Origin of the sequence: Bifidobacterium pullorum DSM 20433 (assembly GCF_000771405.1) — a bacterium.
GTDB classification, from domain to species: Bacteria; Actinomycetota; Actinomycetes; order Actinomycetales; family Bifidobacteriaceae; genus Bifidobacterium; species Bifidobacterium pullorum.
Map to the genome: position 1 here is coordinate 47,041 of NZ_JDUI01000012.1, position 22,873 is coordinate 69,913.

The following is a 22,873-nucleotide window of genomic DNA, read 5'->3' on the forward strand; positions in this document are numbered from 1 at the left end:
GAGTATAGGTGCAGGGGTGAAAGCCGGTAGATATCTACCGGTCACCCATGTCCCCATCGACGTCCAACAACCAATCGACGGCCCGGACGACGCCGATGCCATCCCGCGTGGTGCCGATGCCGTAGGGCTCGAGCGTGACGACGGATTTCGGGAAGGAGTCGCCGACCGCGCGCAGCGGCGCCAGTTCATGCTCGCGCGTGGCCTCGTCGGCCATCGACGCGGCGACCTGGACGTACTGCGTCGCCGACCCGCGCTTCGCGACGAAATCGACCTCGCCCGTGGACAATGCGCCAACATGAACCGTCCACCCGCGGCGCAGCAGTTCCATGCATACGATGCCTTCCAACTGGAATCCGGAGTCCACACCGGCAAAGCCCAGGGCATAGTTTCTGAACCCATTGTCGACCGGATAATACTTGCGCCGGGGGCGGAGGATCTGCTTGCCCCTCAACCCGGCCTGCTCCGCCGCATAGATCACGAACGCCTGTTCCAGCATCCTGATCTGCTCATCCAACGTCTGCGGGCTGATGACGACGCCGGAGGATTTCAACGTGTTGACGATTCTGCGCACCGAGAACAGATTCCCGGACGTCGCGAACAGGTACCGAGCGATCTTGTCGAACGTCGCGAGGTCGCGGATACCGTACCGGCTCGCCACGTCCTTGACGACGATGGTGTTGAATATGGCGTCCAGAACCTCCGTGGCACGCGCCTCGTCCGCCGCCCCCAGGGCGAGCAGCGCCGGCATGCCGCCGTATCGCATGTAGTCGGCCAGCAGCACGTCGGACGAATCCGACGATTCGTCCTGCATGGCACGACATGATACGTATTCCTCGAATGAGAACGGGTAGACCGGTATCTCCACATACCGGCCGGCGATGTAGGTGGCCAGTTCGCCGGACAGCAGCATCGCGTTCGATCCGGTCAGATAGATGTCGGTATCCGGCTGCGTCTGGAAACGACGGACGACCTTCTCCCATCCCGGCACCTCCTGCACCTCGTCCAGCAGGATGGCGAACGTACCGTTCTTGTCCGCGGCACGGTACGCCGCAGACAGTTCCTCATACAGGTCTCGCGCGGCGTAGTCGAAGGGCAGGTCCGCGGCATCGAGCTGTTTGAAGAACAGGTTGGATTCGGCGATGCCGTCTGCCCTCAGACGGTCGGCGAACATGCGCAGCAACGTCGATTTGCCGCACCGACGGACACCTGTCAGCACCTTGACCTCGTCGGTGCCCATGTGTGCGATCAACGATTCCAGCAGTCGGGGCCGGGGATACGTCAACGCGCTTTTAAACATAGAATATATTTTACATTATTTATAATATATGTCATAATATGATTTATATTTTATATTTTTCGAAACAACAATGTCTCACACTCTACGCGCGAGGCGTCGAACGATAAGCTGACGTCACAGACGCTGAACCGCGCTTTCCCGAAAACGTCCGCTCCACCAATGGCCAAACAGCAATCAAGGCGGCCCCGACAAGAACCGAGGCCGCCGATTGTACTGTAATGCCGTATGACCTATTCCACTATCATCGGACCATGCGACGGCCCAACCGAAACACGACACCGATCATGGCAGACGCAACCAACACACCCAAGACCACGACGATACCGACACCGGTATTGGGCAGAGGCTTCTTCTTGTCATCGGAAGGCTTGGCCTCCGACTGAGTTTGAGCGTCCCCACTTTGGTCAGAAGGTTTGGTCTCCGGCTGATCGGAGGTATCCCCATACTGATCGGAAGGCTCGGTCTCCGGCTGGTCGGAAGGCTCGGTCTCCGGCTGGTCGGAAGGTTCGGTCTCCGGCTGACCTGAGGTGTCCCCGCTCTCAGCCGGAGTCACCTCGAGATCAAATTCGGCGACGGAGATGCACCCCTCCTCATCGACCGTCAAACTGATGTGGTGATTACCAAGTGTGGTATCAGCCGGAATCTTCACCGTGGTATTGAACGCGCCGCTGGCATCGGTCGTCACAGATCCCAACAGCACGGGCCCCGGGTCCAGCGACAGCCAGTACGTGGTGTTCGGCTCGGCCCCCTTACCCGTAATGGTAAACTCATCGCCCTGCGCTGCAGTCGGAGCCCCTTCACCGGAGGCATCACCGGCGGATTCCCCCACGCCCTCGATACTCGGCATCTGCGGAACACCATTCACGAGTCTGAATGGAAGGGAACCCGTAGGAACGTCGAAACCTTCACGGTATACCACGAAGGCGTACATTCCCGTACGTCCGGCAAGCGGCGTGAAGTCACGCATAATCAGACCATCGTTGCTGGCCTGAACGTGCTGTTCCGAGGCTACAACATCATGATTCGCATCAAGCCACTGCAGCGTGTAGAAACCATTCGGGATGAGATTACCTGCCATAACGAAGGGAGTTGTGTCCAAACGCGCATAAACCCCCATAAGCGGGGCGGGCGGCTCCAGCACGGTGATCTCCTGATTGCCATCCGAGTAGCCCCCGGTATTCGGAATCGCCAGCTGCAGCACATACTCGCCCGGGGCCAAATCGGTAGGAATGATGACGCTACTACCCATTTCCTTTGCCCAGTCGCCATTCGAGTCGAACGTCACCGAAGCCAACCGCCGCCACGGGCCGCCGGCCTTCGGATATAGGTAAACACCCCAATCCCCTTCCGAAGCCGAAATCGGATTGACATGCGCGGTCATCCAGACCACCATCCCAGGCAGTATTGCCTGCGGATCCACATCCGGCGTGAAGAAATCCAGGCGCAATTCATCATCTTCAGCCTGCGCAGCGGCCTCCGACGCCACGACGTCCGGCGTCGCGACCTCATCGGCAACGGCAACAGGAGCGATGACCAGTCCCCCAAGCATCATGGCGGCGGCCACTACGCCTATGCCGAATACGTGCTTCCTTCCCATACTTCCTCTCCCTTACGGATCAGCAATGCCATACACGGTGGAATGTATCGGCAAAGCCCCGAGGACAGGCCACCCCCGTCACAACGCATGACGTTCACGTCATAACCGATTGCGCCGGGCAAGGCACGACCACCTTCGCGACGAATTGCGGCCCACCGCCGGACGCGGCAACATACGATACATCGAACGTGCCGCCGTGGCGTTCGGCGACGCCGCGGATGATCGACAGGCCCCATCCGTGCGAGGCGAACCGGCGACCATGCGCGGCGACGCCGCGGAAGCTTCGAGGCGGAGACGAGGCCGCGGCGTTGCTGGTCTCAATGACCAGACAATCGAGCACGACATGCGCGCGCAATGTCATCCACCGCCGACCGCGCGGTAATGCGAGGCACGCCGTACCGGCATTGTCGAGTAGATTCGCGAACAACGCACACAGCTCAGCGCTCGGCAGCGGACAGTCATCGTCCAGATCGATATCGAGGTCGCATGCGACACCGTCGCGGCGCAACGCCGGTATGATTGTCGCGCACAGCGCGTCGACAGCCTTGTGGCGGCAGAACGCACGACACCGCGGCAACCGCACCGACAGATCCGCGCACCATGCGTGCACAGCGTTCGCATCCCGGCGTGCCAGAGCGGTACGCGCTTCGGCCAGACGCGTCTCGATCACCTCGTCCACGGCCATCGCCTTGTCCAGCTCGCGATGCAGCGTCCGCAGATGCCGACGCTGGGCGTACAGCTGCCGTTCAAGTCGCGCCCGCCGCTCCCGGTACAGCAACGCCTTCTCAGCCTCCGCCAAGTTGCGGAACAGCGCGACATCCCCCATCGCGCACAACACGGCGAGTGCGGCCAGCAGCAACGCGTAGGGCACCCGGTACCGGACATCACCGCCCAGATGAAGCGAGACCATGTTGTATCCGATGAACGCCATCTGACTCAACGGATACAGCATGTTCACGGCACGCCTACCGACCGTCGCGCCTTCCAGACCGCCAATCAGACGTACCGACGACAACAGCAGCAACGCGAATGCAAGGCCGTCAGCAACGGCGGCGGCAATCATAACGGCGGTCGTCATCGCCGCCGCCCTGAGGTCGCGCGATCGTCATCATGCATCTGCCGGCCAAGTGCCGCCACCGACTCCAGATGCCGAGTCGCCGCATCGAACTCGCCACGCCGCGCCAACGCGGACACAACGGCCAACTGATTGCGGATATCATGATTCCGTCGCGCCACCGACTCCACGTACCCTGCGACTTCGCCATACTGCCGCAGGCACGCGTCCAGTTCCCGTTGCAGCAATTGCGAGGCTTCCCGATCCAGACGTGCCCGATATTCGCGCTCCATTGACCGAAACAACACAACGTCCACGAACAGGCAAACCACCCCCAGGGCGGCCGCACCAAACAGATACTGCCGCCCGTCCGCAAACACCGACACGGCCATCGTCAGGGACACGCCAAGAATCGCGAACTGAAACAAGGAGAACAACAGGAACCGGTCGTTGCGCAGGAAGTCCGCATGCGCATAATACCGACGCGCCCGTTCCGACACCATCAATTCGAGCAACAACGTCAGGCCAATCTCAACGACCATGGCACCTATCGCATAGGCCCGCACCGTACGCATCGAACCCGGCAACACGCTGACGCCCGACAGAACCTCGGCCAACGGCACAGTCGTCAAGACGAGCGGCGGCGCCCCCAACAGATGTGCCCGCAACGATGCCAGACCGACCGCGGCGAACGCCGTCGTGCAGAACGCCAGCGTCGTGGCGCATACGGCAAGCATGCGTTCCACGACACCGCCCGTATAGAGGGCAAAAGGCAGTACGACGTATATCACGACAGGCAAGACCACCAAGCGCAGAACGCGAACCGCCACGCCGTCTTCGACAAGTCCGGTTTCGGGGCGCATGAGCATCATCACGAGCAACAGGACCGACTGCCCGCACATCAATGCGACCGGCGCGCGGGAACGCATCGCATGGTTCTGCACATGGAAACGCGCGACGGCAACCAGTACGGCCGCCACGTCACCGACCATCGGCCCGGCGACATAGGCCTCCAACATTGCTCCCGCAGTCATCGCACCGTGCGCGCGTACGCCAACACCGCCGCCTTCGCCACGGCCCGACGACGCTGACTGATTGGAATCGCCCTGCCATCGGCGAGTACGAACCGGTCGTTGTTCCATGCCGTCACATAATCAAGATTCACCAGGAAGCTTTGGTGACAGTGGACAAAGCGATCGGGGAGCATCTCGGCGAACCGGGCGAGTTTGAGGTATGTTTCCACATCACCGTAGCGGGTGTGGATACACAACAATCGGCGGTGGCTCTCCGCCCACATCACGTTGCGCGGCAGCACGACACGCACATCGCCGCCGGACGCGACGAGCACCGGGCGCTCAGCCGACTCGGCACGTCGCTGAAGCGCCTCCGCCACCGCCTCATCCACGGCTTTCTGCCCGACCGGTTTCATCAGGAAACCGACATGCTGGGTCGTATACACCTTGGAGTGGTAGTCGCCGTATCCGGTGACGTAGATGACCTGCGTCGTACTGCCCCGCGGAAACAATCGGGCCACCGCCTCGATACCCTCCGCCGCAGCGGACCCGCCGAAGCGAATGTCCATGAACACGATGTCGACGCAGCACTCCCCGTCACGACAGAACCGTTCGAAGGTCTCCACGGAGCCGAAACAGCAAACGTCCACGCCGTCCGATGACATGTCGCTACCGGCTTTTTCGGCGACGGGCAACGCGTCAGAACATCCGCTTGACGCATGGGCAGCGGATACATGGTTTGACGATCGCGACAAAACCCGGCCCAGCGATGGCGAGCTCCGAACCATCCGGGCCAATTCCTCGGCCTGCAGCTGATCGTCATCCACAATCGCCACCAACATGGCTTCCCTTCCCTTTGTCGCGCCATGCCGCGGCGACCGTGTCGGTCACATCGGTCGCCGGCGTGCGTCACGCTTCCCCCGCAACTCAGGCTTCCTTCCGTATCATAAGCCTCCGAAGCCACACACGACACCGCCGATGTCACAATCGCTCAAGAACACGTAACAACCGATGATCGCATCGGCCTCCCGACAATACCCATGCGCTCCGAACCGCCCGAAGCCAAGCCTCCGACGTCGCCGCCTTCGGACACCCGTTCGGAGTTCACCGGCAGCCCGACCAACAGCCTCGTGTGGCGGCCCGCACGACCTCCGGCAATGTATCAGCGCCGCCCGTTCTTGTACGTTACCGTTCACATTGCGTTCAGGGAACGTTCGGCAGTGCGACACGCTCGGACTCTGCAATGTGGATAGAAAAACCCGAGTTATCCACATTTTGGGGATAACTCTGTGGATAGAGATATGAGTTATCCACAATATGGGGATAACTATGTGCATAACTTGGGGATAACTCGGGGATAACCCCACAGACATGAGACCTCGATTTGCCTAATCGAAGCAACCGTGGTAAATGCAAGCAACCGCCTCGTTCGCGCCATTCGCGCATCATCATTCGCACACGTCACCACGTTCGTTTCGGCAAGCCGAGCCAAAACCGCGGCCCACACCCAGGCCATCGGCCCAACACCCGCATACCAGTCATACCTTTCCGCACCGCACTCGCCATTCCGCATCACCCGGCCCGTCCCACCGTCCCGCACCATCCCCACCGTTCCGCACCATCCGGTCAGTCCGGTAGGTAGAATCACCTCGTGCCACGAACGAATCCCGCCGACGCCCGCGCCATCAACCGCCAGATCCTGACCCTCGCCATCCCCACCTTCGGCCAGCTCATCGCCGAGCCCGCGTTCGTGCTCATCGACACGGCCATCGTCGGCCACATCGGCGACACGGCGCTGGCGGGGCTCTCGATCGGTTCCACCATCCTGCTCACCGTGGTCGGCCTGTGCATATTCCTGGCCTACAGCACCACCAGCCAGGTCGGGCATCTGATCGGCGCGGGGCGGCGGCGCGAAGGTCTCGAAGCCGGCATCGACGGCCTGTGGCTGGCACTGATCATCGGCGTTGCGGCGTCCCTCGTTCTGTTCCTGACCGCCGAACCGCTGTGCTGGGCCGTGGGCGCGCGCGACGCCGTGCTGGACAACGCCACGGCCTACCTGCGCGCCGTGGTGTTCGGTATGCCCGGAATGCTGCTGGTGTACGCGGCGAACGGCATCTTCCGCGGCCTGCAGAAGGTTCGCGTCACATTGATGGCGGCGGTGTGCGGTGCGGTGGTCAACACGGTGCTCGATGTGCTGTTCGTGTTCGGATTCGGCTGGGGCGTGGCGGGATCCGGTGTGGCCACCCTGGTCGCCCAGTGGTTCATGGGCGTGTTCCTGGTGGTGCCGGCACTGCTGTGGGCACGGGCGGACGGTGCGGACTGGCGGCCGCGCCTGCACGGTATCCTCGGCAGTGCGGGCGACGGTGCCGTACTTTTCGTGCGCACGCTGGCCCTGCGCGTGTGCATGGTGGCCACCGTCATGCTGGCCACGTCGATGGGTACGCAGGTGCTGGCCGCCTATCAGTCGGTGAATTCGTGCTGGAATTTCGTCATCAACATGTTGGACGCCATCGGCATCGCCGGCCAGGCGCTGGTGGCCACCGAACTCGGCGCAGGACACCGCGATCGCGCGCAACGGATGACGCGCGCCGCCGGCCATGCAGGGCTGATGGGCGGCGCGGCGATCGGAGCGGCCCTGATCGTGGCCGGCTTCGCCGCCGCACCGCTGTTCTCCCCGACGCCCGACGTGCAGCGGCTCATCACGGTGGGCATGGTGGTGTTGGCGGTGTTCCTGCCGCTGGGCGGATGGATGTGGGCGATCGACGGCATCCTGATCGGCGCGGGCGACTACCGGTATCTGGCGGTCGGATGCATCGTCACGGCGGCGGTATACCTGCCGGTTCTGTGGGCGATCCGCTGCGTCAATGACACGTTGCTCCCCAGTGATGCGATGCGGATGGCGGTGCTCTGGGCCGTCATCAACCTGCTCTTCGTCGGCGTGCGCGCCATCTTCAACGGCGCACGCATCTGCACCGACCGCTGGATGCGCTAACACACCCGGTTTCCACGGACTCTGACACAACGTGACTCTGATACAACGTGACCATGATCTATCGAGGCTTTATCGCCTCACAAAAAAGCTTGGAATATCGCCATTCCCCATAATGTGTCACGGTCACGATAGATCAGAGTCACGATGTGTCACGGTCACGATATGTCACGGTCACATCAGGAAACGGCGGGCGGCGGCAAGCATGATGCGGGCGGTGGATTCCCGCCACGGCGACCATCCGTACCGCTTCGTGATCGTCTCGTCGGAGGTCGCGCCCAACGACGAGCCATCGGCGCGGGTCAGGTCGAACAGCATGTCCAGCATCACCGGGTCGCATCCCACCCGTTCCGCCAGTTCGGCACCGGTGGCCGGGTCGTTCGGGTCTCGACCCGTGGCGAACTCCGACAGCGTCAGATGCTCGCGCACCAGCAGCGCGGCCATGCCGACCACGTGCCCGTCGAATCCCATACGGCGCAGGATCACCGGCACATGGCGCGCGCCTTCGGCCGCATGATCGCGCACACCGGGGCGCTTGCCGATGTCATGCAGCAATCCCGCCAACAGCAGCGCGGTGTAATGCTCGTCGTCGTATTGTTCCGACAACCCCGGCGCCGATACATCCGACGGGACCATACCGATCGGGGCCGTGATGCCGGAACCCGTGCCGACGCCACGGAGGCCGCCACGGCCGTCGGGACGCCCGCCGCCACGTCCCAGGCGCGCGACGACCTGGATCATATGCTGGTCGATGGTGTACCGGTGCGCGGCCGAAGCGCTTGGACGGTTGCGGACACCCAGCCATTCGGGCATCCACCGCCCCGGAATGCCGACATAGTCCAGCCGCTCCCACACCTCCGGCAAAGCCGCGCCGCAGGACAGCAGCCGGATGAGCAGTGCACGGGATTCCCCGTCCCAGCCGGAATCACCGAGCGGGCAACGCGTCAGATTCGTCAACGTCACGGGGTTGATCGGCAGTCCCGACTCGCCGGAGGCCACCGCCACGCGCAACGGCAAGGTCGTATCCGCCGAGAGATCCACGCCGGGAGCCAGCGCGATCTCCCCCTCATGCCGGACCACGCCGGGCGCCACCGCGTCGAACTTCGGCGCTTCGCGACGTCCGGCCGCACGCGGCTGGAGCATCTGGAAGAACGCAAACCGCGTCCGGTCGTGGACCAGCGAGCGCCGCGCACGCGACGCGGTATCCAGATAGGCGAACGACACCGTGCGCCCCAATCGGGCGATCATCGTCATCAGGTCGTCGATGGAGGCGGCGGCGCGCTCGTCTTCAGGCAACGTGGGATCCGCCAGGCCGAGCATCGCGGCGACCCTGGGCTGGTAGGCGGTCAGCAGCAGGTTCGTATCCCGCCCGGACGCCAGATGGATGCAGTCGCGGACGTCAAGCAGCCGTTCGACGGCATCGTCGTACCGGCCATGCGGACGGTCGGCCAGCCAGGACGCGGCCAGGGCCGACACGAGCACCGTATCGCGCAGTCCGCCGTGCGCCTCCTTGATATTCGGCTGGTTGAGATAGGACATGCGGCCGGACTCCGCCAGTCGCGCCTGCGCCGAGTCGAGCAGTTCGGGCAGTCTCCGGCGCGCCGCCTTGCGCCAGCGTTCGATAATCGACGAGGCCGCGTCCTCTATCAGTTCCGTATCGCCCGCGATCGGCCGGACCTCCAGCCAGCCGACGGCCGCCGGCAGATCGTGGTCCGTCACCGCCTCGCACTGGGTGCGGGAGCGCACGGCATGATCGAGGTCCAGACCGCTGTCCCACAGCGGATACCACAGCAGGTCCGCCAGTTCGGCGATCTGGCGCGAATCCAGCGTATGCCCGTCGTGGATGAGCACCAGGTCCAGGTCCGAACACGGACCGATCTGCCCGCGGGACAGGGACCCGGTGGCGGCCAATCCCACGCCGCGGTCCGGCACCACGAACGACGTCGCCCCGCACGCCTCATCCCACAATCCGCGCAAGCAGTCCACAGCCAACACGGTGCGGGCGTGCCGCTTGTCCGCTCCGTCACGGTAGACGCCGTCCCCGTCCGGGGCGCTCAATGCCAGCAAACGGGTCTTCAAACCATCCACGGCGCTCATATCAAACTCCTCATCGCTCCCCGTCACCAACACCGACCGGAAGGGGCGCACGGCCCGGAACCGATCGAGACGTGGCCAGTCTCCCCACGCTGCGCACGACCCGCGCCGCACGCGGATCGCGATACGCCATAGACAGCGGGTCCCCGCACACCGTCGGCGTGAGGGGACCCGCAATGGAACGCTTCCGAACGGACCACGTCAGATGGCGGCGGAACCGGTTTCGCCGGTGCGAACGCGCGTCACCGAGTCCAACGGCGTGACCCACACCTTGCCGTCGCCGATCGTGCCGGTGGCCGCGGCCCTGACGACCGTGTCGACCAACGCCTGCACGTCGGCGTCGTCGGCGAGCACCTCCAGGCGGATCTTCGGCATGAGGTCCACCGTGTATTCGGCGCCGCGATAGATCTCGGTGTGTCCGCGCTGGCGACCGTAGCCGTTCGCCTCGGACACCGTCATGCCGTGCACGCCTGCGGCGGCCAGAGCGGACTTCACGTCGTCGAGCTTATGGGGCTGGATGATGGCTGTGATGAGCTTCATCTCACTTCACCTCCTTGAGAACGGAGCTGGCGGTGCCAGCGAAATCGTAGGCGCGCTCGCCCTGATCGGCCAGATCGATGCCGCCGATCTCCTGGGCCTCGGTAACACGCCAGCCGATCGTCTTCTCCAGCGCGAACGCGATGACCGCCGTCACCACCGCGGAGAACACGATGGCCACCAATGCCACCAGCAGCTGGACGGCCAGCTGACGCCAGTCGCCACCGGCGAGCAGGCCGGTGCCCTCGCCGAACAGGCCGATCAGCAGGGTGCCGATCAGGCCGCCGACGCCGTGGACGCCGACCACGTCGAGCGAATCGTCATAACCGAACTTGAACTTGAGGCCGCAGGCGAAGCAGCAGACAATGCCGGCGACGGCACCAATGACCATCGCCCACAGCGGGGAGACCACATCGGCGGCGGGGGTGATCGCCACCAGACCGGCGACGATGCCCGAAGCGGCACCCATCGCGGTGTAGTGGCCGGAACGGATCTTCTCGGTGAATCCCCAGGCCAGCATGGCGGCGGCAGCGGCGGCGGCCGTGCTCACCCAGGCATAGCCGGCGACGCCGTTCGCGGTGAACGCCGAACCGGCGTTGAACCCGAACCAGCCGAACCACAGCAGGAACGCACCCAGCATCACCATCGGCACGTTGTGCGGACGCATCGGCTGCGTGCCGAAGCCTTTACGACGGCCGATGATCAGCACCACAACCAGCGCGGCGGTGGCGGCGTTGATATGCACGACCGTGCCGCCGGCGAAATCATGGGCGGCGGCGCCCAACGCCTGGGAGATCGCGCCATCCGGGGACAGCAGGCCGCCGTTCCACACCATGTGGGCCATCGGGCAGTAGCACAGCGTGATCCACAGCGCCACGAAGATCATCCAGGTGCTGTACTTGATGCGTTCGGCCAGCGCGCCGGAGATCAGCGCCACGGTGATCATGGCGAACGCGGCCTGGAACGCCACGTCGATGCTGCCCGGATACGTGCCGGACGTGTCGACGGCGGTGAACACGCCGTCCTGGGCCGTCATCGAGTCGCCCAGCAGGAATCCGGCGATCGGGTCGCCGAAGATGCCGGCGACGTCATTGCCCGCGTATGAGATCGACCAGCCCCACAGGACCCAGACCACCATGGTGACCGCCAGCGCGGCGGCGGACAACATCAACATATTCAACACGGCCTTGGCTCGCACCATGCCGCCATAGAACAACGCCACACCCGGCGTCATGAGGAAAACAAGGGCCGCGGAAGTCAACAGCCATGCGGCAGCTCCGGTGTCCATTTGCCTACCTCCCTCTCTTGGTTTCGTTCGACTGCCCAAGCGCCGTCCGGCGCGGGCCGTTTCCGTCGGTTGTTCACGGGGAACGCCGACGTCCGGTATCAAACGTCCGTTCGATGTGCAATGCGTTACGCCGTATTTCCGTACGGTTACGCATCGGAGGGGAGGAAGGTGCCCGGAACGGGCGCGTTCAGGGCCAAGACGGGGGAGGATGACGCGGCATGCCGCCGTTTGCGGCGATTGTTGCGACTATGTGACGACGTCGCCCGCCGCATCCCACGCCACGTCCGCGATGCGGACATATGACGGGTTGCGGCGGGCGACGGGAACGTTGCGGGACGACTCCGGCGACGTGGGTGTCAGGCGAGGATGCCGTCGACGAAGCCCTCCGGATCGAAGGGGGCCAGATCGTCGGGGCCTTCTCCCAGACCGACCAGTTTGACCGGGACGCCGAGCTCCTTCTGCACGGACACGACGATGCCGCCCTTGGCCGAACCGTCGAGCTTGGAAAGCACCACGCCGGTGATGCCGATCGCCTCGGCGAACACCTTGGCCTGGGTCATGCCGTTCTGGCCGGTGGTGGCGTCGAGCACAAGCAGCACCTCGTCGACGGGCAGGTTCTTCTCCGTCACGCGGCGGATCTTGCCCAGCTCATCCATCAGGTTGGCCTTGTTCTGCAGTCGGCCGGCGGTATCGATGATGAGCACGTCGGCGTTCTCCTCCTTCGCGCGGGCGGAGGCCTCGAAGGCCACCGAGGCCGGATCGGCGCCGTCCTTGTCCGAGCGGACCACGGGCACGCCGACCTTGGCGCCCCACGTCTCCAGCTGATCGGCGGCGGCGGCGCGGAACGTGTCGGCCGCGCCCATCACCACCTGCTTGCCGTCGGCCACGAACAGGCGGGCGAGCTTGCCGGCGGTCGTGGTCTTGCCCGTGCCGTTCACGCCGACCATGATGATGACGGACGGCGTGCTCGCGTCCTCCTTGTTCGCGTTGAGACGGCGGTCCATGCCCGGGCCGACCAGGTCGAGCAGCTTGGAGCGCAGGGCCTCGCGCACCTGCGCCGGATCGGAGGTGCCGGTGATGCGCGAGTCGGTGCGCAGCTCGTCCACCAGCTGCGCGGAGGCCTCGGCGCCGACGTCGGCCAGCAGCAGCGTATCCTCCACATCCTCCCAATCGGCTTCGGACAGGTTGTCCTTGGCCAGGATGTTGAACAGGGCCTTGCCGAAGGGGTTGGAGGATTTGGCGAGTTTGGCGCGCAGACGCTCGATGCGGGAGCGTGCGCCCTCGGGCTTGTCGAGCGCGGGCTTGGCGGGGGCGGCCGGCACCGCGGCGGCGGTCGCGACCGACACGGCGGAGTCCGCAGGTGCAGCGGTTCCGGCGCGTGCGACGACTTCCGGTTCCGCGGTTTCGGATGAGGCCTGTTCATGACCGGTCGACGGCTGCCCGCCGGCGGAGGCGGCCACGGTCGATGCCTGTTCCTGCGGCGACGGCCGGTCCGCGGATTTGCGGGAATGCAGATACCACACGATCGCGATGATCGCGATGACGACAACGGCGGCGACAATGCCGATAATCACATTCGGTTCCATGCCATCAAGCCTAAAAACCGCAACGGACAGGGCGGATTCGCATCGCGCCTCGCATCGGCCGCGCCCCGCCCCTCGGCAGACGTCCGCCTACACTGGTGCCTATGGCCAACACCTCTCGTATGACGTCGCTGCAGCGGCGCGAGCAACTCATCCGCATCGGACGGTCGCTGTTCGCGACCAAGGGGTTCGAGGCGGTCAGCGTGGAGGAGATCGCGGCAAGCGCCAAGGTGTCCAAACCGATCGTCTACGAGCATTTCGGAGGCAAGGAAGGCCTGTACGCGGTGGTGGTCGACCGTGAGATGCGGGCGCTGACCGAAGCGTTGTCGTCCGCGCTGACCGGACCCTCCGACCATCCGCGGCAGATTGTGGAGCGCACGGCGTTGGCGCTGCTCACCTACATCGAGGAGAACGCCGAAGGATTCCAGGTGCTGGTGCGGGATTCGCCCTCCACCGACCCCGCCGGCTCGTTCAGTTCGCTGCTGGGCGAGGTCAGCATGAAGGTCGAGGAATTGCTCGCCGTCTCGTTCAAACAGCGGAAACTGCCGACCAAGGGCGTGCCGTACTATGCGCAGATGCTCGTGGGCATGACCGTGTTCACCGGGCAGTACTGGGCGGACCAGCGCAAGGTGGGCAAGGAGCAGCTGGCCGCGCACATCGTCAACCTGGCCTGGCACGGCCTGTCGCGGTTGGAAGCCAAGCCGACGCTGCTGTTCGAGGGGGCCAAGGCCAAGCGCGCCCATTCCTCGGCCGCGGCATTGCCGGCGGCGCACACCGTCATCACCGTCACGGCGGCGGATGACATTCCGTCCGAAGCGGGCGCGACGGCCGACGACACGGAGCCGGACATCGCGGCGGGGCCCGACGGGGCGACGGCCGCGGCTACGCGGTAACGCCCGGCACAGACGTCGCCGCCATCCCCTAGGGGAACAACCCGGGTCTTCCCGCCGTCGATTCAGGTGTGGATTCCTTGTCCGGACGAGCATATCGGCAGGCGAAGTGCTACGTTGGAATACAGCAGAGAACCGAAGGGCCTTGTGGGCCAACCGACCAAGGAACACCGAGCATTATGGAGCAGAAGACCGCCAAAACCATCACTTTCGTAGTGCCTGCGTACAACATGGAGACCTACCTCGGCCGGTGCATCGAGTCGCTGGTCACACCGCAGCGCAACGACGACATCGAGGTCCTGATCGTGGACGACGGGTCCTCCGACAACACCCCGCAGATCGCCGACACGTATGAGCAGCGATATCCCGGCATCGTGCGCGCCATCCACCAGGAGAACAAGGGGCACGGCGGCGCGGTGAACACCGGCGTGGCCGAGGCGAGCGGCGTGTACGTCAAGGTGGTGGACTCCGACGACTGGATCGGCGCGGAGGCGCTCGAACGGGTGATGGAGACGCTGCGCACGCAGGTGGCCGGCGGCGCGCCGATCGATCTGCTCGTCACCGACTACGTGTACGACAAGGTCGGCAAACGAGTCAAGCATGTGGTCGATTTCAAGCATGTGATGAAGCCGAACCGTGTGCTGACCTGGGATGATCTCGGCCGCTTCGGCGTGGCGCAGTACATGATCATGCACACGCTGACCTTCCGCACCGAGGTCGTGCGCGCCTCCGGCATGCAGCTGCCGGAGCACACGTTCTACGTGGACTTCATCTACTCGTACCATCCGTTCCCGTGGGTCAAGACGCTGATGTACCTTGACGTGCCGTTCTACCACTACTTCATCGGCCGTGAGGGGCAGAGCGTGCAGACCGACGTGATGATCCGCCGCGTCGATCAGCTGCAGCTGGTCAACCGCTGCATGCTGGCGGCCACGCCGGAACGCGGCACCGTGCCGGATGGCCTGTACCGGTACATGATTCACTTCCTGGCCATCGAGAGCTCGGTGACCAGCGTGTTCCTGATCCTGTCCCGCAAGCCGGAGAGCTACAAGATCAAGGATGAGCTGTGGGAGAACATCCGCCGCACCTCGCCGACGATCTACCACGATGTGCGGCGCAAGCTGATCTCGCGGGCGCTGAACCTGCGGGGCCCGGTCGGACGCTGGATGATCCGCGTCGGCTACCATGTGGCGAACCTGGTCGTCGGATTCAACTGATCCGACGACGGACGACGTCCGCCACCCGTACCACGCCAGCGGTTGCGCGCTTGGCCAATAGCGTTGTATACTGTGAGTTTGTTGCCCCTCTAGCTCAACGGTTAGAGCAGCGTCCTTTTAAGTCGTGGGTTGTGGGTTCGAATCCCACGGGGGGTACCATCATCGGAGAGTCCGTCGGAAACGGCGGACTCTCCGCATACTTCAGGGGTGATGTCGTCCCACGCAATCTTTCTCCGACCTAATCTCCACACGTCGCCCACCTGAAATACACCTTCTGTTCACCCGCGCGTAACCGTCGTTCCTTATGGTGAAGCCACTCGGCACCGCCGATATCCGACTGCAACCGCAGCCTTCGGATCGACCGCCTACCCAATGGAGTGTACAATGAGCGCGCAATCCTCGATTCGCCATAAAACCACCGTAGCCTTGGCAGCCATTGCCCTTTTGTTCGGGCTGTCTTCCTGCGACGCACCGGACGTAGACGACGATATTGTCCCGCAGCAGAACACCTCGGAAAACGGCGGCGCGAACAATCGCGACGACGACGCCGACGACCGCAATGACGATGCCGACGACCGCAATGACGACGTCAATGACGACATGGACGACGGTCCAGGCGATGACGACGCCGACGACCGCAATGACGATGCCGACGACCGCAATGACGACGTCAATGACGACATGGACGACGGTCCAGGCGATGACGACGCCGACGACCGCAATGACGATGCCGACGACCGCAATGACGACGTCAATGACGACATGGACGACGGTCCAGGCGATGACGACGCCGACGACCGCAATGACGATGCCGACGACCGCAATGACGACGTCAATGACGACATGGACGACGGTCCAGGCGATGACGACGCCGACGACAACGACGACCGGGATGATCTCGACGACGACAACGACGATGACCGGGATGATCTCGACGACGACAACGACGATGGTCCGGACGACGACAACGACGACGGTCCGGACGATTGATCCGCGTCGGCGCCGCATGACGTCCTTCGTCACCGCTCTCCCTGCACGCCGGAGGAGTCAAACAAACCGTACGGGAACGAATCCCACAACCATGACCCGCCACACACGAACGCCGGAAGAACCACAAAGTCTTCGCCCCAGCCGCAGCCAAAAGGCCCTTCCGTCGCATAGGCACCGTGCTCATGCGTCGGAAGGACCAGTTCGGGCATGTCAGGAGGCCCTTCTGTTGCATGAGCACGAAGCCCATGCGACAGAAGGGCCATGGGGCGAGCATAAAATGGTCCCTTTGACGCAGGGGAACAAGCCTCCTGCCTCAAAGGGACCGATGCACACCGATCAGCTGACGCCGATGCGCCGATACCGGTGCGGGCCGATCAGCTGACACCAGAGCGCGCCGCTCAGTTGGTGCCGATGCTCATCGTCTCGGGCAGGGTGCTGCCGCCGTCGATGACCACCTGCGAACCGGTGAGGTAGCTGGCCTCATCGGAGCCGAGGAACGCGAACAGCTCGCCGACCTCGGTGGGCTTGGCCAGACGCTTCATCGGCACGCCGACCGCGATGTCGTTGATCGCCGACTCCGGATCCTCCGGGTTCGATTCGACGGCCATCTTCTCGACCATCGGGGTGCGCGCGTAGCCGAGCTGCGAGCAGTTGACGCGAATGTGGCGGTCCGCGTACTCGACCGCCAGGCAGCGGGTCAGGCCGACGAGCGCGGCCTTGGTCATGGCGTAGGCGGCCTCACCCGCGTCGGCCACGATGTCGCCGGTCACCGAGGAGGCGATGACGATGGCGCCCTTGCCCTCCTCCAGCATGTACGGGATGGCGGCCTGGCAGGTGTTCCACACGCCCTTGATGTTCACGTCGATGTGGAAGTCGCGGATCTCGTCGGTCATCTCCTCGAACGGGGCCAGACGGCAGACGCCGGCGTTGCAGCAGGCCACGTCGAGGGAACCGAAGGCCTCCTTGGTCTTGGCGGCGGCGTCGATCATCTGCTGCTTGTCGGCCACGTTGGCCACCACGGTGATGATCTCGGCGTCCGGATACATGCCACGGATGCGATCGGCGGTCTTGTCGACGTTCGGGTCGAGGTCGACCATGCAGATCTTCGCGCCGTACTTGGCGTACGTCTCCGCGATGCCCTCGCCGAGGCCGGCGGCCGCGCCGGTGATGATGGCGACCTTGCCTTCGAGCTTGCCCTGAACCATAGTGATAACTCCTTTGTTGATTGGTTGGTTGTCTTTCGTCAGCGACTCGTGTGCGGGACCGTGTCACGCCCCGTACACGAGGCCGCCATGATCAGAATTCCTGTTCGCCGTCCGGCGTTTCGATGACGACCGACGTCTTCTTCCACTGCACGACGACCATCCACAGCCAGATCAGCACGCCGACGCCCAGGTAGACGCCGAACGAGATCCACGAGCCGATGCCCTGGCCGAGCGTGCAGAAGAACGCGATGGCGATCATGATGACCATGGCCAGGATGCGGAAGAAGTCGCCGCCCTTGACCACGTTCTTGTTGTCCTTGTACCACTCGGGGTGCTTGTGGCGCATGCGCACGGCGGACACCATCGTGATCGCGTAGGCGCAGGCGCAGCCGAACGACATGAGGTTGAAGAAGTCGTTCATGAACGTGCCCGCGTTCTGCAGCAGAATGAAGACCAGGCTGATGACCAGCAGGAAGACGTTCGGCAGGATCGGCTGCTGGTGCTTGTTCACCTTGGTGAACACCTCCGGCAGGAAGTTCTTCTTGCCCATCGAGTACAGCATGCGCACGGTGGACATCCAGAAGCCCAGGATGGAGGCGGTCATGCCCATCAGGATGGAGACCAGGCCGTAGACGACCGGCCAGAAGCGCCAGCCGAGGATGTTCTGCATGGCGGTGATGGTCATGAAGCCGTTGGCCGCGTCACCCGCGAGCAGTTCGTCGGCGGGGGCCAGGCCGGCCACGCAGAAGAAGAAGATCGCGTAGATCGCGCCGCAGGTGATGACCGAGCCACAAATCGCCTTCTTCGCGTTCGAGGTCGGGAAGTCGCCCTCCTCGACCATCTGGGGCACAGTCTCGAAGCCGAAGTACGGGGTGATCAGCAGCGCCATGCCGATGATCCAGCCGGGGATGCCCAGGGAGGCGTCGATGCTCGTGAAACCGAACGATTCCACGATGTTCGAGAAGCTCCAGTGGCCGCAGGTCAGAATCAGCACCGCGGTGATGAGCGTGGTGATGATGTTGGCGAACAGACAGGTGGCCTGCGCCTTGACGAGGAATTGGATGTCCTGCATGCTCATGATGAACACGAGCACGAGGAATACCACGGCGATGATCATCGTGGTGCCGAAGCTCAGGTTCAGCCCGAACAGCTTGCTGATGAACGTGGCGACGGCCATGACCACGGCCGGCGGCACGGAGATCCAAGCGGCCATGATCAGCCACGAGGCCAGGAATCCGACGTGTTTGTTGAATCCGACCGTGTTGTAGATTAGTTCGCCGCCTGCGGTCTTGAACATCGACGAGATCTCGCTGTAGACCAGAGCGGTCGGCAGGATCGCGACCGTCATCAGCGCGAACGCCAGGAACGTGCCGGATCCGCAGTATCCGAAGAACACGGAATCCCAGTAGCTGACATAGGTGAAGATCGAGCCGGTGGCAACGGTATACACGAACACCAGTTTCAGGCTTCGTTGCAGACCCTTGTTTCCGGCGGGCTTCTTGTCTGCCTCAGACATTGATTCACCCCTTTGCGATACATAGGGTTGGTGGCGCAGTGGAAGCGACGGCGGTCGGTCGTCAGGAGTCGTCCTCGACCCGATGTCCCGATCCGTTCCGGCGGCGTCGGAGGATGGTCATTCCCGCGCAACGCCGCGAAATGCGTACGAAATGAGGCGTCATCGCCATTCCGCTGTGTCATGTGGACACGGAACATATTAAGCACGGCTAAACGTTTTAGCAAATCGCGCACCTATGGCGATTTATCGTTGTACCTCACTCGGGCGCATCACCTGCCGCAGGAGGCGGGAATTGACTCCGGGATGGTCGGCACCGGGCGCGCACCGCCCGCCATCCGCCACCCGGGTAGGAATTGGGCTACAGTGGCGTCTTATGTCTTGCACCACCATTCTCATCGGGAAAGCGGCCAGCTACGACGGGTCGACGATCATCGCGCGCGACGACGACTCCGGCTCGGGCAGGTACGACCCGAAGCGATTCGTCGTGGTCCGGCCTGAGGACCAGCCCCGCCACTACCGTTCCGTACTCAGCCACGTCGAGATCGATCTGCCGGAGAACCCGTGCCGGTACACGATTGCGCCGAACGTGCTGCCGAACCGCGGCATCCTGGCGGAGGCCGGCGTCAACGTGCACAACGTGGCGATGAGCGCCACCGAAACGATCGCGGTCAACGAACGTGTACTCGCCGCCGACCCGCTGGTCGAGCTCCGGCCCGCGCAGGGGCAGCCGGGCAGCGCCGACTACCAGCCGGAACAGCCCGGCGGCATCGGCGAGGAGGACATCATCACGCTGGTGCTGCCATACGTCACCACCGCGCGCGAGGGAGTGCGGCGGCTCGGGGAGCTGTTGGAGCGGTACGGCACCTATGAGGCGAACGGCGTTGCCATCAGCGACGCCAACGAGATCTGGTACGTCGAAACGATCGGCGGCCACCATTGGATCGCACGCCGCGTGCCCGACGACTGCTACGCCACCATCCCCAACCAACTGGGCATCGACGCGTTCGACATCGACGACGCGTTCGGCGAGCAGCGCAACCACCTGTGCAGCGCGGACCTGTCCGACTTCATGGAGCGGCATCATCTGGATATGACGATGCGTCCGGCCACAGCCTCCTTCGGCACCCGCGCGGGCGACGGCAAGGCGACGGCAGCCAGCCTGTGGCCACGGCACCGGTTCAACCCGCGCGCCGCATTCGGCACGTCCACGCCGAAGGACCATATCTACAACACGCCGCGCGCCTGGTACATGCAACGGCACCTGAACCCCGGCGAGGATTGGGATTCCCCGAACGCGCGGTTCACGCCGACCTCGGACGACATCCCCTGGTGCCGGCGCCCGGAGCGCAAGGTGAGCATCGAAGACGTGGACTTCCTCATGAGCTCGCACTTCGAAGGCACGCCGTACGACCCGTACGGCACGCTTGGCACGCCGGAAACGCGCCATCGCTATCGCCCGATCGGCATCAACCGCACCGGACACATGGTGGCGATGCAGATCCGCGGCGATGTGCCCGATGTTCACCGTTCGGTGATGTGGGTGTCGTTCGGTTCGGGCCCGTTCAACGCCGTGGCGCCGTTCTACGCGAATGTGACGGACACGCCCGCCTATCTGCGCGACACCCCCGCGGAGCCGTCGACCGACTCGTATTATTGGTCGATCCGCATGATCGCCGCGATGGCGGACCCGCATTACATCGAATGTTCGAACGCCATCGAGCAGTATGCGGAGGACGTGCGCAGCTTCGGGCATCGGCACGTGTTCACGACGGACGAGGCCATGTACAAGACGGATCCGGATGAGGTGACCGCCACACTCACCGCAGCCAACGAGGCCATGGCGCAATATCTGCGGACGCGCACCGCCAGGCTGCTGGCGGACGTGCTCTACACGTCCAGCAACCTGATGCGCAACTCGTTCGCCATGTCCGACCGCTGGATCTGAGTCCGCCCGTCAGTCGAGACCGAGGTCGTAGGCGGCGGCTTCGTCCTTGCTGCTGTAGGTTTTGAAGGCCATCAGCGTGCGGGTGCGGGTCACGCCGTCGACCTTGGCGATGCCTCCGGGGATGATTTCGGTCAGCTGGTCGATGTCGTCCGCGTTGATGACGGCGACCAGATCGATGTCGCCGGCCACGGAATACACCTCGCGCACGCCGCGGATCTCGGCCACGGCCCGGGCCGCCTCGTTGGCCTTGCCGCTTTCCACATCGATGAGCACGATCGCATTGGTCATGGTTCCTCCTTCGCCGCCCGAGAACGCTGTCGCCGCCCATTATAGGGAACGCGGGCCGGGAGCGGCCCACGGTGTACGCTACGCGGACAAGCCACCGCATCTGCCTACAGACGCCCGGAACGCGAGGGGTCGATCGTCATGGTCTGGAAACGGCCCTCCATGTAGGCATCGCCGAAGTGTTCGGCGAAGAACCGCGTGACCGGCGAATCCGGTTCCAGACCGGACACGCGCCCGTACCAGCAGTCGAAGGCCATCAGCGTCATCGCGGCGTTGACGAGCATGAACGCGAACACCGCCGCGGTCAGCGAATACCTCACCTTCCACGGGATCCGGTTGATCAGTTTCAGGATCCGCGGCAGCAGGAACTTGACCCACACCACGCCCAGGAACCCCCAGAACACCATGTACTTGCCGGAGGTGCGCCCGTCGATCGACAGCCATTTGCCGGTGTAGTCCCACGCGGTGATGCCGAACGCCACCTCCATGAACCAGCTGACGAAGTATTCGAACGCGCCGCCGATCACCGCGCTCATGCAGAAGATCAGCATCGGATGCGAGCGCCACAGCCGGTTCAGGCAGGCGGTCAGCACCACCGCGCCGCAGCCGTAGATCGGCGAGAACGGGCCCCACAGCAGTCCGGCGCGGTCCTGCCATTCGCCCCATACCACACGGTGGTAGAGGGTTTCGACCACCAGGCCGAACACGCAGCCGATCATGAACAGCCAGAAGATGTTGAAGAATTCGAGTTCGATGTATCCCTTGCCGCTGGGATCGCGGCCGAGCATGCCTTTGGCGAGCGCCTCCTCGTAGTCGCTGCGTTCGTCCATGCGTTTGAGGGTGCGCTGCAGTCGGCGTTCCTCCAGCAGGGCGGGGTCGAGCACGATGGACAGGGTGGTGAGGATGGCCAGCTGCGCGATCGGCGGGATCAGGTTCCATCCGACGCCGGCGAGCGCGAGGGAGAGCATGCCTTCGGCGATGCTCATCGGGATGATGGCGTAGGCCCAGCGGGCCGCGTGTTTGCGGCGGTTGCACAGCAGGAATATGCCGAAAACCACCATGCAGGCGGATGAGACGAGCATGACGGCGACCTGGATGCAGGTCAGGATGAAGGTCAGGTCGAGCACGTCGATGCCGGTGGCGCCGGTCAGGACTTCCACGATGCCGCGGATGGCGATGAATGTCAGTCCGGGGATGGTGACGATGCCGCTGATCAGGACGAGGACGCCGTAGATGCGGGCGATGAGGGGCAGGCGGCGGTCGTCGATGTCCACGCGGCCGTCGCCGTTGGTGTCGCCGGGCAGGCGTGGTTGCCGGGTGTGGTCGTCGCGCGTCGTGGTTTCCATTGGCACCACGGTAGCAGACGGGCGGCG

18 protein-coding genes and 1 tRNA gene are annotated in these 22,873 nt (G+C 64.0%); 6 read left to right on the forward strand and 13 right to left on the reverse strand.

Annotated features, from left to right (window positions below; translation table 11 throughout):
- Positions 1–34 precede the first annotated feature (34 nt).
- From OU11_RS07100 to OU11_RS07120, 5 genes are all read right to left on the reverse strand, one after another.
- The gene (locus tag OU11_RS07100) at positions 35–1,297 is read right to left on the reverse strand and encodes an ATP-binding protein (RefSeq protein ID WP_033515634.1); all 1,263 of its coding nucleotides are present in this window, start codon (positions 1,295–1,297) and stop codon (positions 35–37) included.
- A 241-nt stretch (positions 1,298–1,538) separates the two neighbouring features.
- Positions 1,539–2,894, reverse strand: a complete 1,356-nt coding sequence (locus tag OU11_RS07105) for a hypothetical protein (protein ID WP_033515636.1) — start codon at positions 2,892–2,894, stop codon at positions 1,539–1,541.
- A gap of 94 nt (positions 2,895–2,988) precedes the next feature.
- On the reverse strand, positions 2,989–3,972 hold the full coding sequence (locus OU11_RS07110; RefSeq protein ID WP_033515638.1) for an ATP-binding protein: 984 nt from the start codon (positions 3,970–3,972) through the stop codon (positions 2,989–2,991).
- On the reverse strand, positions 3,969–4,982 hold the full coding sequence (locus OU11_RS07115; RefSeq protein WP_033515640.1) for a hypothetical protein: 1,014 nt from the start codon (positions 4,980–4,982) through the stop codon (positions 3,969–3,971). Before OU11_RS07115 ends, OU11_RS07110 begins: the two co-directional genes overlap by 4 nt.
- Positions 4,979–5,803 carry a LytR/AlgR family response regulator transcription factor gene (locus OU11_RS07120; RefSeq protein ID WP_033515642.1) on the reverse strand — a complete coding sequence of 275 codons (825 nt, stop codon included), beginning with the start codon at positions 5,801–5,803 and terminating at the stop codon, positions 4,979–4,981. Before OU11_RS07120 ends, OU11_RS07115 begins: the two co-directional genes overlap by 4 nt.
- 809 nt (positions 5,804–6,612) lie before the next feature.
- Here OU11_RS07120 and OU11_RS07125 point away from each other — a divergent pair.
- Entirely contained in the window at positions 6,613–7,953 is a 1,341-nt protein-coding gene (locus OU11_RS07125; RefSeq protein WP_033515644.1) for an MATE family efflux transporter, read from the forward strand.
- A 171-nt stretch (positions 7,954–8,124) separates the two neighbouring features.
- Here the strand turns inward: OU11_RS07125 and OU11_RS07130 are convergent, their stop codons facing one another.
- The 4 genes from OU11_RS07130 to ftsY form a co-directional block, all read right to left on the reverse strand.
- Positions 8,125–10,047 (reverse strand): [protein-PII] uridylyltransferase family protein, encoded by a 1,923-nt coding sequence (locus tag OU11_RS07130; protein ID WP_033515646.1) that lies wholly within the window; start codon positions 10,045–10,047, stop codon positions 8,125–8,127.
- A 198-nt stretch (positions 10,048–10,245) separates the two neighbouring features.
- Positions 10,246–10,584 (reverse strand): P-II family nitrogen regulator, encoded by a 339-nt coding sequence (locus OU11_RS07135; RefSeq protein ID WP_033515648.1) that lies wholly within the window; start codon positions 10,582–10,584, stop codon positions 10,246–10,248.
- A 1-nt stretch (position 10,585) separates the two neighbouring features.
- Positions 10,586–11,869: an ammonium transporter gene (locus OU11_RS07140; protein WP_033515650.1), complete on the reverse strand. Its 1,284-nt coding sequence runs from the start codon at positions 11,867–11,869 to the stop codon at positions 10,586–10,588.
- Between the two features lie 356 nt (positions 11,870–12,225).
- A complete protein-coding gene (ftsY, locus tag OU11_RS07145; protein ID WP_033515652.1) occupies positions 12,226–13,455 on the reverse strand; it encodes a signal recognition particle-docking protein FtsY in 1,230 nt (409 codons plus the stop codon).
- 101 nt (positions 13,456–13,556) lie between these two features.
- On the opposite strand from ftsY, the gene OU11_RS07150 reads away from it, so the two are divergent.
- The 4 genes from OU11_RS07150 (at position 13,557) to OU11_RS09335 (ending at position 16,549) form a co-directional block, all read left to right on the forward strand.
- Positions 13,557–14,345, forward strand: coding sequence for a TetR/AcrR family transcriptional regulator (locus OU11_RS07150; RefSeq protein ID WP_081963519.1), 789 nt, complete (start codon positions 13,557–13,559; stop codon positions 14,343–14,345).
- A gap of 176 nt (positions 14,346–14,521) precedes the next feature.
- Positions 14,522–15,559 carry a glycosyltransferase family 2 protein gene (locus OU11_RS07155; RefSeq protein ID WP_033515654.1) on the forward strand — a complete coding sequence of 346 codons (1,038 nt, stop codon included), beginning with the start codon at positions 14,522–14,524 and terminating at the stop codon, positions 15,557–15,559.
- An 83-nt stretch (positions 15,560–15,642) separates the two neighbouring features.
- Positions 15,643–15,718 (forward strand) — tRNA-Lys (locus OU11_RS07160).
- A gap of 225 nt (positions 15,719–15,943) precedes the next feature.
- Positions 15,944–16,549, forward strand: coding sequence for a hypothetical protein (locus OU11_RS09335; protein ID WP_052122770.1), 606 nt, complete (start codon positions 15,944–15,946; stop codon positions 16,547–16,549).
- A 398-nt stretch (positions 16,550–16,947) separates the two neighbouring features.
- Here the strand turns inward: OU11_RS09335 and ucpA are convergent, their stop codons facing one another.
- Together ucpA and OU11_RS07175 are read right to left on the reverse strand one after the other, a co-directional pair.
- Positions 16,948–17,754, reverse strand: coding sequence for an SDR family oxidoreductase UcpA (gene ucpA / locus OU11_RS07170; RefSeq protein WP_033515656.1), 807 nt, complete (start codon positions 17,752–17,754; stop codon positions 16,948–16,950).
- Positions 17,755–17,845: 91 nt separating this feature from the next.
- Positions 17,846–19,270 carry an APC family permease gene (locus OU11_RS07175; RefSeq protein WP_081963520.1) on the reverse strand — a complete coding sequence of 475 codons (1,425 nt, stop codon included), beginning with the start codon at positions 19,268–19,270 and terminating at the stop codon, positions 17,846–17,848.
- A 373-nt stretch (positions 19,271–19,643) separates the two neighbouring features.
- On the opposite strand from OU11_RS07175, the gene OU11_RS07180 reads away from it, so the two are divergent.
- Positions 19,644–21,215, forward strand: coding sequence for a C69 family dipeptidase (locus OU11_RS07180; protein WP_033515660.1), 1,572 nt, complete (start codon positions 19,644–19,646; stop codon positions 21,213–21,215).
- 9 nt (positions 21,216–21,224) lie between these two features.
- Here the strand turns inward: OU11_RS07180 and OU11_RS07185 are convergent, their stop codons facing one another.
- Together OU11_RS07185 and OU11_RS07190 are read right to left on the reverse strand one after the other, a co-directional pair.
- Entirely contained in the window at positions 21,225–21,503 is a 279-nt protein-coding gene (locus OU11_RS07185; RefSeq protein ID WP_033515662.1) for an Lrp/AsnC family transcriptional regulator, read from the reverse strand.
- Positions 21,504–21,607: 104 nt separating this feature from the next.
- A complete protein-coding gene (locus tag OU11_RS07190) occupies positions 21,608–22,846 on the reverse strand; it encodes a putative ABC transporter permease (RefSeq protein WP_052122771.1) in 1,239 nt (412 codons plus the stop codon).
- Positions 22,847–22,873 lie beyond the last annotated feature (27 nt).

Bases quoted from the DNA above. Each gene is read 5' to 3' on its own strand.
- OU11_RS07135 (WP_033515648.1), bottom strand. From the start codon at position 10,584: ATGAAGCTCATCACAGCCATCATCCAGCCCCATAAGCTCGACGACGTG.
- OU11_RS07105 (WP_033515636.1), bottom strand. From the start codon at position 2,894: ATGGGAAGGAAGCACGTATTCGGCATAGGCGTAGTGGCCGCCGCCATG.
- OU11_RS07100 (WP_033515634.1), bottom strand. From the start codon at position 1,297: ATGTTTAAAAGCGCGTTGACGTATCCCCGGCCCCGACTGCTGGAATCG.
- ucpA (WP_033515656.1), bottom strand. From the start codon at position 17,754: ATGGTTCAGGGCAAGCTCGAAGGCAAGGTCGCCATCATCACCGGCGCG.
- OU11_RS07185 (WP_033515662.1), bottom strand. From the start codon at position 21,503: ATGACCAATGCGATCGTGCTCATCGATGTGGAAAGCGGCAAGGCCAAC.
- OU11_RS07180 (WP_033515660.1), top strand. From the start codon at position 19,644: ATGTCTTGCACCACCATTCTCATCGGGAAAGCGGCCAGCTACGACGGG.
- OU11_RS07130 (WP_033515646.1), bottom strand. From the start codon at position 10,047: ATGAGCGCCGTGGATGGTTTGAAGACCCGTTTGCTGGCATTGAGCGCC.
- OU11_RS07120 (WP_033515642.1), bottom strand. From the start codon at position 5,803: ATGTTGGTGGCGATTGTGGATGACGATCAGCTGCAGGCCGAGGAATTG.
- OU11_RS07115 (WP_033515640.1), bottom strand. From the start codon at position 4,982: ATGACTGCGGGAGCAATGTTGGAGGCCTATGTCGCCGGGCCGATGGTC.
- OU11_RS07155 (WP_033515654.1), top strand. From the start codon at position 14,522: ATGGAGCAGAAGACCGCCAAAACCATCACTTTCGTAGTGCCTGCGTAC.
- OU11_RS09335 (WP_052122770.1), top strand. From the start codon at position 15,944: ATGAGCGCGCAATCCTCGATTCGCCATAAAACCACCGTAGCCTTGGCA.
- OU11_RS07175 (WP_081963520.1), bottom strand. From the start codon at position 19,270: ATGTCTGAGGCAGACAAGAAGCCCGCCGGAAACAAGGGTCTGCAACGA.
- OU11_RS07190 (WP_052122771.1), bottom strand. From the start codon at position 22,846: ATGGAAACCACGACGCGCGACGACCACACCCGGCAACCACGCCTGCCC.
- OU11_RS07150 (WP_081963519.1), top strand. From the start codon at position 13,557: ATGGCCAACACCTCTCGTATGACGTCGCTGCAGCGGCGCGAGCAACTC.
- OU11_RS07140 (WP_033515650.1), bottom strand. From the start codon at position 11,869: ATGGACACCGGAGCTGCCGCATGGCTGTTGACTTCCGCGGCCCTTGTT.
- OU11_RS07110 (WP_033515638.1), bottom strand. From the start codon at position 3,972: ATGACGACCGCCGTTATGATTGCCGCCGCCGTTGCTGACGGCCTTGCA.
- ftsY (WP_033515652.1), bottom strand. From the start codon at position 13,455: ATGGAACCGAATGTGATTATCGGCATTGTCGCCGCCGTTGTCGTCATC.